Origin of the sequence: Chitinophaga sp., assembly GCF_036569125.1 — a bacterium.
Classification (GTDB): Bacteria; Bacteroidota; Bacteroidia; order Chitinophagales; family Chitinophagaceae; genus Chitinophaga.
Genome location: NZ_DATCRF010000237.1, coordinates 1 through 8445 on the forward strand (window position 1 = coordinate 1; position 8445 = coordinate 8445).

5 protein-coding genes are annotated in these 8445 nt (G+C 47.7%); all 5 read left to right on the plus strand.

The window, feature by feature from the left end:
• Window positions 1-88 precede the first annotated feature (88 nt).
• The 5 genes from VIM87_RS08420 to VIM87_RS08440 all read left to right on the plus strand — a co-directional run bounded on the left by VIM87_RS08420 (window position 89) and on the right by VIM87_RS08440 (window position 7784).
• Window positions 89-709, plus strand: coding sequence for a TetR/AcrR family transcriptional regulator (locus VIM87_RS08420; RefSeq protein ID WP_331996552.1), 621 nt, complete (start codon window positions 89-91; stop codon window positions 707-709).
• 10 nt (window positions 710-719) lie between these two features.
• Entirely contained in the window at window positions 720-2093 is a 1374-nt protein-coding gene (locus VIM87_RS08425; protein WP_331996553.1) for a TolC family protein, read from the plus strand.
• 37 nt (window positions 2094-2130) lie between these two features.
• Complete coding sequence (locus VIM87_RS08430; protein ID WP_331996554.1) at window positions 2131-3246, plus strand: efflux RND transporter periplasmic adaptor subunit; 1116 nt, start codon at window positions 2131-2133, stop codon at window positions 3244-3246.
• Between the two features lie 26 nt (window positions 3247-3272).
• Window positions 3273-6836, plus strand: a complete 3564-nt coding sequence (locus VIM87_RS08435; protein WP_331996555.1) for an efflux RND transporter permease subunit — start codon at window positions 3273-3275, stop codon at window positions 6834-6836.
• Window positions 6837-7001: 165 nt separating this feature from the next.
• The gene (locus VIM87_RS08440; RefSeq protein ID WP_331996556.1) at window positions 7002-7784 is read left to right on the plus strand and encodes a TIGR00266 family protein; all 783 of its coding nucleotides are present in this window, start codon (window positions 7002-7004) and stop codon (window positions 7782-7784) included.
• Window positions 7785-8445: the final 661 nt, after the last annotated feature.

Below are 8445 nucleotides of genomic sequence, written 5' to 3' on the forward strand. Positions count from 1 at the left end.
CATTTTTTTATTATGGAAACTTTTGTAGTTTAAAAAGTTTCCCTAGTTTTGTCGGGGCATTAGATACCTCTCAGCGCCCATTTGAACCATGGAAGTACAGGAAAGAATATTAGATACTGCCTTTGGCCTGTTCCGGCAATACGGCACCAGGTCCATTACCATGGACGATATTGCCACCCGCATGGGCATTTCCAAAAAAACCTTATATGCGCATTTTGTAGATAAGGACGATATGGTAGTGCATGCCATCAGGCGGTACCTGGAAATTATCCAGGAAGAGGAACGCATCATCATCAGCAAAGCAGATAACGCCATAGAAGAGCTGTTCGGGATCATGAACATGATGGACGAAAAGCTGCGCAACATGAACCCCGTGATCATGCTGGACCTGCAAAAGTTCCATTCCCAGGCATTCCTGGTGTTCCAGGAATACCGCAACAGCTCCCTGCGCACCACCATCCGCACTAACCTGGAACGGGGCATCGGGGAAGGGCTGTACCGGAAAGATCTGGATGTGAACATCCTCACCCAGTTCCGCATTGCCTCCGCCATGGTGTGTTTTCAGCCGGAAGTGTTCCCGCTGACGGGCTATGATATGGGAAAGGTGCAGCGCGTATTACTGGAGCATTTTTTATACGGCGTATCGTCGGAAGAAGGTTTCCGCTTAATAGAAAAGTACAGGCAACAACAACTATCGCTAAACAAATAGATACAACTGTATGCAATCAGAACGAAAGCACATTATCCTGGCCGGTTCATTGCTACTGCTAATGGCACTTACCACCACACTGCGCGCGCAGCAAACTACGCCGCAGCCACAGGGGCCCTTGCAGCTTAGCGCCAAACAGGCCGTGGATTATGCACTCGCTAATCAAACAACAATTAAAAATGCTAAGCTGGATGAGCTTATTCAGCTGGCTAAGAACAAGGAAGTAAGCGGGCTGGCATTACCCACCATTACCGCTAACGGCGCTTACTCCTATTCACCCGTACTGCAAAAGTCGCAGATAGATCTGCACAACTTTGATCCCAATGCGCCGGAAGGCACTTACCAGGCCGTGGCTTTTGGGCTCACCCATAACATGACCGGTGATATAAAGCTTAACCAAACCTTATTTGACCCCAGCGTGCTGGTAGCCTTACAGGCCCGCAAAACGCTGGAGGAGCTGGTTGCGCGCAATGTGCAAAAATCAGAGGTAGATGTAAAGGTAGCCGTATACAAAGCATACTACAATGTGCTCTCCGCCAATAAAGCGCTCACCATTCTCAAAGGGAATATTGCCACACTGGAGAAAACCCTTTCCGATACCCGCGAAACCTATAAGAACGGGCTGGCCGAGAAGCTGGATGTTGACCGCTTAACCGTGCAAATGGCTAACCTTAGCACAGAGATCACCAAGCTGCGCAACCTGATAGAAGTAGGCACCGCTGCACTGAAATTCCAGATGGGCATGCCCATGGCGCAAACCATAGAATTAACGGACACGCTCTCTACCGAAGCCATTGCAGCGCAAACAGTGAGCGTGGATAATTTCAATTACGATCAGCGGATAGAGTACCAGGTGCTGCAGTCACAGAAACGGGCAAACGAATATGATCTGAAACGGTATAAGATGAAAGGCCTGCCTACGCTGTCCTTTAATGCCTCTGCCGGCTCTTTGAGAGGTTCCAGCGAGTTCGATTATTTCAGGAACCCTACCTGGTATGGCTATAGCACGCTGGGGCTGAACCTTTCCGTACCCATTTTTGCCGGCTTCCAGCGCAAACGGCAGGTAGACCAGGCTTTCCTGGCCCTGAAAAAAACAGAGCAGAATGTAGAGAACCTGAAGCTGTCTATTGACCTGGAACAATCACAATCTGCCTCCACCTTCCGCAATAACCTGCTTACCCTGCAATCACAGGAGCAGAATATGCAGCTGGCGCAGGAAGTATATACCACTACCCAGGTTAAGTACCGTGAAGGGGTAGGCAGCAGCCTGGAAATGAGCACCGCGGAAAACGATCTGCTCACCGCACAGAAGAATTATTTCGATGCCTTGTACAATACGATAGTGGCGAAGATTGATTACATGAAGGCCTACGGAAAATTGTAAAAGCTAAACCTAAACTGATCTTTAAAATTCGATCTATATGACCAAAAGATATTTCGTTATTCCCTTCGCTACCCTTATACTGGCCGCTTGCGGCGGGGGCGCTCCCAATAAGGAAGCCCAGCTGCAAAAACTAAAGGAGCAACGGTCAAAGCTGGAATCACAGATAGCCGCCCTGGAAAAAGAGGTAGGTAAAACAGATACCGTAGAAAGAGTAAAAACCGTTACCCTGGCCACCCTGGACGATACTACCTTCCAGCATTATATTGATGTGCAGGGCAGTGTGGATGCACGTGAAAATGTGAACGTAACCTCCAAAGTACCCGGTGTAGTAACCGCCATCCTGGTAAAAGAAGGCCAGCAGGTAAGCAAAGGCCAAACCCTGGGCCAGGTGGATGATCAGCTGGCGCGCTCCAGTATCTCAGAGCTGAAAACACAGCTGGAGCTGGCCACTACTACCTACGAAAAGCAAAAGCGCCTCTGGGATCAGAAAATAGGCAGTGAAATGCAGTTCCTTACCGCAAAGAACAATAAAGAAAGCCTGGAAAGAAAGCTGGGTACCTTAAACGAGCAGCTGGCGCAAACCCGCATTGTTTCCCCCATCAATGGAACGGTAGATGCAGTAATAGCCAAGCTGGGAGATAACGTTGGTCCCGCTTCCCCAACCGCTGCTTTCCGCGTGGTGAACAGCAATGCATTAAAAGTAGTAGCCAATGTAGCAGAAGGCTATGCAGGTAATGTAAAAACCGGCGATGCAGTGCTTATCAGCTTCCCGGACATTAATAAAGACATCCGTACCAAAATAGGTTTTGCATCCCGCACCATTGATCCGCAAAGCCGTACCATTAAAATTGAAGTGCCGCTGCCGGCCGATCAGGCCCTGCGCCCTAACATGATAGCCCATGTGAAGATCATAGATTACACTGCAAAAAATGCAGTAGTGATACCAGTGAACGTAATACAGTACACCATGGGCAAACCCTTTGTGGTAGTGGCTAAGGAAGCGGGTGGTAAAATGCTGGCACAGCGCCGCGATATTGAAATGGGGCGTACCTATAATGATATAGCCGAAATAAAGAACGGACTGCAGGTGGGCGAGAAGCTGGTGACAACCGGTTACCAGGGATTAAATGATAACGACCTGATTAAACTCTAGCTATCAGCTAAGCTAAAAGCTAATGTATGCAAGACAACCTGAATAAAGAATTTAAGCCTACCAGCTGGGCCATTGATAATAAGGTGAGTATTTATGTAGCCACCATTATCATAGCCTTTGCCGGTATCCTTTCCTACATATCGTTACCCAAGGAGCAATTCCCGGAAGTAGTGTTTCCACAGTTCTATATTAATACGCTGTACCCCGGTACGGCGCCGGAAGATATGGAAACGCTGGTGACCAAGCCCATTGAAAAACAGTTGGGCGGCATCTCCGGTGTAAAGGAAATTAAAAGCACCTCCCTGCAGGACTATTCCATCATCACCATAGAATTTAATACCGATGTGGATATAGAAACCGCGCGGCAGGAAGTGCGCGAGAAGGTAGATGAAGCCAAGGCCGACCTGCCTTCCGACCTCACCGTAAATGGTAAGGAACCGCAGATCATTAAGATAGATGTATCGCAGATCCCTATCATGAACGTGAACCTCTCCGGCGATTTTGATCTGCAATCCTTAAAGAAGTATGCAGATGAAATGCAGGACCGCATTGAAGCGCTCACGGAAATTACCCGCGTGGATATTGTAGGCGCGCTGGACCGCGAGATCCAGATCAACGTGGATAAATACAAGATGGACGCCGCCCGCATCAGCTTTGATGATATCATTAACGCAGTAGGTGCGGAGAACCGTACCATCTCCGGCGGCCTGGTATCTATGGATGGGCAAAAGCGTACCCTCAGTGTAAAAGGCGAGTATAAGGATGCCAGTAAGATCGGCAACATTGTAGTGCGCGGTATGTCCGGCGCCGTAGTGTATCTGAGAGATGTGGCAGATGTGGTAGATGGTTTTAAAGAGCAGGAAAGCTATGCCCGTTTGAATGGTAAGAATGTAATTACGCTGAACGTAATTAAACAAAGCGGTAAGAACCTGATAGATGCCTCTGACAAGATCCGCGGCATTATTGCAGACATGCAAAAGAGCTATCTGCCCAAAGGCCTGAAAGTGGATATCACGGCCGATCAGTCTAAATCCACCCGCGTAACCCTGCATGATCTGATCAATACCATCATCATTGGTTTTGTGCTGGTAACTATTATCCTCATGTTCTTCATGGGTGCGGTGAACGCCATCTTCGTGGCCTTGTCGGTACCCATCTCCATGTTCATAGCATTTCTGATCCTACCCATGTTCGACTTTACGTTGAACATGATGGTGCTGTTCTCCTTCCTGTTAGCATTGGGTATAGTGGTGGATGACGCCATTGTGGTGATAGAGAACGTGCACAGGATCTTTCATGAACGGCACGACCTTGGAATTGTGAAAGCCGCTAAAATAGCGGCGGGCGAGGTGTTCCTGCCGGTATTATCCGGTACGCTCACCGTGCTGGCGCCTTTTGTGCCGCTGCTGTTCTGGCCCGGTGTAATAGGTAGTTTCATGTTCTTCCTGCCCGTAACGTTGATCGTTACACTGGGCGCCTCGCTGGTAGTAGCCTATATCATCAACCCTGTGTTTGCAGTTGATTTTATGGACCGCCATGAAGGAGAGGAGCATCCCAAACCTAAGTTCGACAAGAAGTTTAAAATACTCACCGCTGTATTTGCAGTCATAGCGCTTATAGCATATGCCAATAGTTTTGGCGTGGGCAACTTTGTAGTGTTCATGTACCTGCTGATAGTGCTGGAACGTTTCTGGCTGGGCGGTGTAGCCCGCCGTTTCCAGCAGCACACATGGCCCAGGGTGCAGGAATGGTATCACCGCCGTTTGGAGTGGTGTTTGAAAGGCTGGCGTCCGATAGGCATTCTGTTTGCCACGTTTGGCCTGCTGATCTTCAGCATTATCTTAACCGGTATCCGCAATCCTAAAGTGGTGTTCTTCCCGCAGGCAGATCCGAACTTTATTTATGCTTACCTGGAGCTGCCGAATGGTACCGATCAGAAGTACACAGATTCTATTACGCATATTGTAGAGCAGCGGATCACTAAAACAGTAGGCGCTAACAATCCTATTGTGGAATCCATTATCTCCAACGTAGCAGTAGGCGCCGGCGATCCCAGCCAGATGGATCAGAGCGTGCAGCCGCAGAAAGGTAAGGTAACTGTAGCCTTTGTGGAGTTTGGCGCACGTAAAGGACAATCTACCAAAGACTACCTGGGCAAGATCCGCGATGCGGTAAAAGGCATACCCGGTGCGGATATTACGGTAGAGCAGGAGCAGGGCGGCCCCCCCACAGGCAAGCCGGTTAACATAGAGATCAGCGGGGATGATTTTAATGAGCTAACGTTAACGTCTATGCGCTTAAAACGCTACCTGGATTCTTTGCAGATAGGTGGTGTGGAAGAGCTGAAGAGCGATTTTGAAAGCAACAAGCCGGAAATACTGGTGAATATAGACCGTGAAAGAGCCAATAAGGAAGGCATTTCAACCGGTGTAATAGGCATGGCTTTGCGCAATGCCCTGTATGGTGCGGAAGCTTCCAAGTTCAGGGATCCGGAAGATGATTACCAGATCATGGTGCGTTTTAAGGAAGATCAGCGTAATAATATTAATACGCTCATGAACCTGAACATTACCTACCGCGATATGAACATGGGCGGCGCTATACGCCAGGTGCCCCTGTCTGCAGTAGCCAATATCACTTATTCCAATACTTACGCCAGCGTAAAACGTATCGATCAGAAACGGGTGGTAACCCTGTACTCCAATGTACTTACCGGGTTTAATACCAACGAGGTAGTGCAGAAGGTACAAAGCGCCATTAACCAGTTCAGCAAACCGGACAGCGTAATTGTAAAAATGACCGGTGAGCAGGAAGATCAGCAGGAAACTATGAACTTCCTGGTAATGGCTATGCTGGGCGCAGTAGGCCTGATGTTTATGATCATGGTAACACAGTTCAACTCAGTAGGCCGTCCGCTGGTAATAGCCATGGAAATAGTATTCAGTATCATCGGTGTGTTCCTGGGCTTCTCCGTTTTTGGAATGGATATCTCCATTGTAATGACCGGTGTAGGTATTATGGCGCTGGCAGGCGTAGTGGTACGTAACGGTATAGTGCTGGTAGAGTTTATTGATCTGCTGATCAAGCAGGGTACGCCGGTGTATGATGCCGTGGTAGAAGGCGGCAGAACGCGTATGACGCCGGTATTGCTTACCGCCATAGCCGCCATCCTGGGCCTGATACCGCTGGCCGTAGGGTTGAACATTGACTTTGCCACCCTGTTCTCCGAAGGTAACCCGCATCTGTTCTTTGGGGGCGATAACGTAGCCTTCTGGGGCCCGCTGGCCTGGACCATGGTGTTCGGGTTGATCTTTGCCACCTTCCTTACGCTGATCCTGGTGCCTGTAATGTACGCCATGAACAAGCGTTCCATTGATGTGCTGGATCATTACAAGCTGCCGCGCGGTTTAAAATATGTACCCTTCCTGGTGCTGTTCCTGAAGCTGTTCAGCAAAAAGGAAACCGTACGCAGGCTGCATGATCCGCATTATGTATCCAGCAAACCGTATGCATTTTTCACAGATGCGGAAATGGCTAAAGAAGACAAAGAACATGCGCACAGCATGGAAACAAATATTTCAATGAATTAAAATAGCTGGCTATTTAAACAATAGCCATACAGTGTAACAGTTGTAGGTTTAACAGATCACCGTTCCGATATCTATCGGGACGGTTTTTTTTTGTAATATTTAACAGTTGTTTAGTTGCTGCATTTATTACTTTTGACACAGATATCCCGAAAAGATCAAAATCATATGCGGAACCACGAAATCGATTATAAGATATACGGGGAGGAGATCCAGATAGTAGAAATAGAGTTAGACCCCCAGGAAACGGCCGTTGCAGAAAGCGGAAGCTTTATGATGATGGACCAGGAAATACAAATGCAAACCATGTTTGGAGATGGCTCCCAGCCCAGCCAGGGCCTTTTCGGGAAGCTGCTTTCCGCCGGCAAACGCATGATCACGGGAGAAAGCCTGTTCATGACCGCCTTTACAAATGTGGGACAAGGAAAGAAAAGAGTGAGCTTTGCAGCCCCTTACCCCGGTAAAATTATTCCCATGGACCTGGCCCTGATGGGCGGTAAGGTAATTTGCCAGAAAGATGCATTCCTTTGCGCCGCCAAAGGCGTAAGCATAGGAATAGAGTGGCAGCGCAGGCTGGGCACGGGCATTTTTGGCGGGGAAGGTTTTATAATGCAGAAGCTGGAAGGCGATGGCCTGGCCTTTGTACACGCCGGCGGCCTGGTAATAGAAAAGGAACTGCAGGCTGGTGAAGTGCTGAAAATAGACACCGGTTGCGTAGTGGCCTACACCCAGAATGTGGATTTTGATATTGAGTTTGTAAAAGGAATAAAGAATATGGTTTTTGGTGGCGAAGGCTTGTTCTTTGCCACGCTCAGAGGTCCCGGTAAGGTATGGATCCAGTCCCTGCCCATCAGCCGTTTGGCTGGCCGCATTATTGCGTATGGTACAGGACCCCGTAAAGAAGAGGGTAGCATACTGGGCGGCCTGGGAAATTTACTGGATGGAGATTGAACGGCTTAGGCGCACTGGTGGTAGAAAAATTTTGTTATTTAAAAGATAATTTACAGAAAATTTACCAACAAAGTAGTAGCTTAGCCTTATAATTACTGTTGAAAAACCATTTACCTATGCCAGCCGGTACTTTGAACAGGAAAATGAAAAAAGTTTGTTATGAAACGACTGACAGTGTAAAATAAATGGGGTGGATCAGTGAATGACGTCGATATTCCCGTATATTTGATATCAGGTAGCATCAATCTGTCGTTCTGAGCTAAATTGGATTCGCCAAAACACTAATGAGAAAATAATATGATAGGTGCGGTATAATAAAGGAATGCGCACCATAATAATTGTAGGAATGCGGCACTCAATTATCTTTATTCTTCCGGAAAGAGGTAATTCTTCCAGCTAAAACTAAGAAACAGGTAAAGAGAATTTTAAACACAAAAATGATAAAGCCGGTATATTAATGTGGACTGGAGAAAACCCGGGATGACCATACCTGGGTATCATCGGCACTAACTATATCACTCACCATGGAGATGAATTTCATTTTTATGAAATCATAGCTATTATTGCTTCAAACGCTTAATTAAGTAAGATGAATTTTGAGAGAAACGAACGCCCCCGCAAGCCCTACTCTTCAGATGTTAACAAAGAGTATGATCCCAAG

Excerpts from the sequence above, each read along its gene's own strand:
- VIM87_RS08420 (WP_331996552.1), top strand. The coding sequence starts at position 89 with ATGGAAGTACAGGAAAGAATATTAGATACTGCCTTTGGCCTGTTCCGG.
- VIM87_RS08425 (WP_331996553.1), top strand. The coding sequence starts at position 720 with ATGCAATCAGAACGAAAGCACATTATCCTGGCCGGTTCATTGCTACTG.
- VIM87_RS08430 (WP_331996554.1), top strand. The coding sequence starts at position 2,131 with ATGACCAAAAGATATTTCGTTATTCCCTTCGCTACCCTTATACTGGCC.
- VIM87_RS08435 (WP_331996555.1), top strand. The coding sequence starts at position 3,273 with ATGCAAGACAACCTGAATAAAGAATTTAAGCCTACCAGCTGGGCCATT.
- VIM87_RS08440 (WP_331996556.1), top strand. The coding sequence starts at position 7,002 with ATGCGGAACCACGAAATCGATTATAAGATATACGGGGAGGAGATCCAG.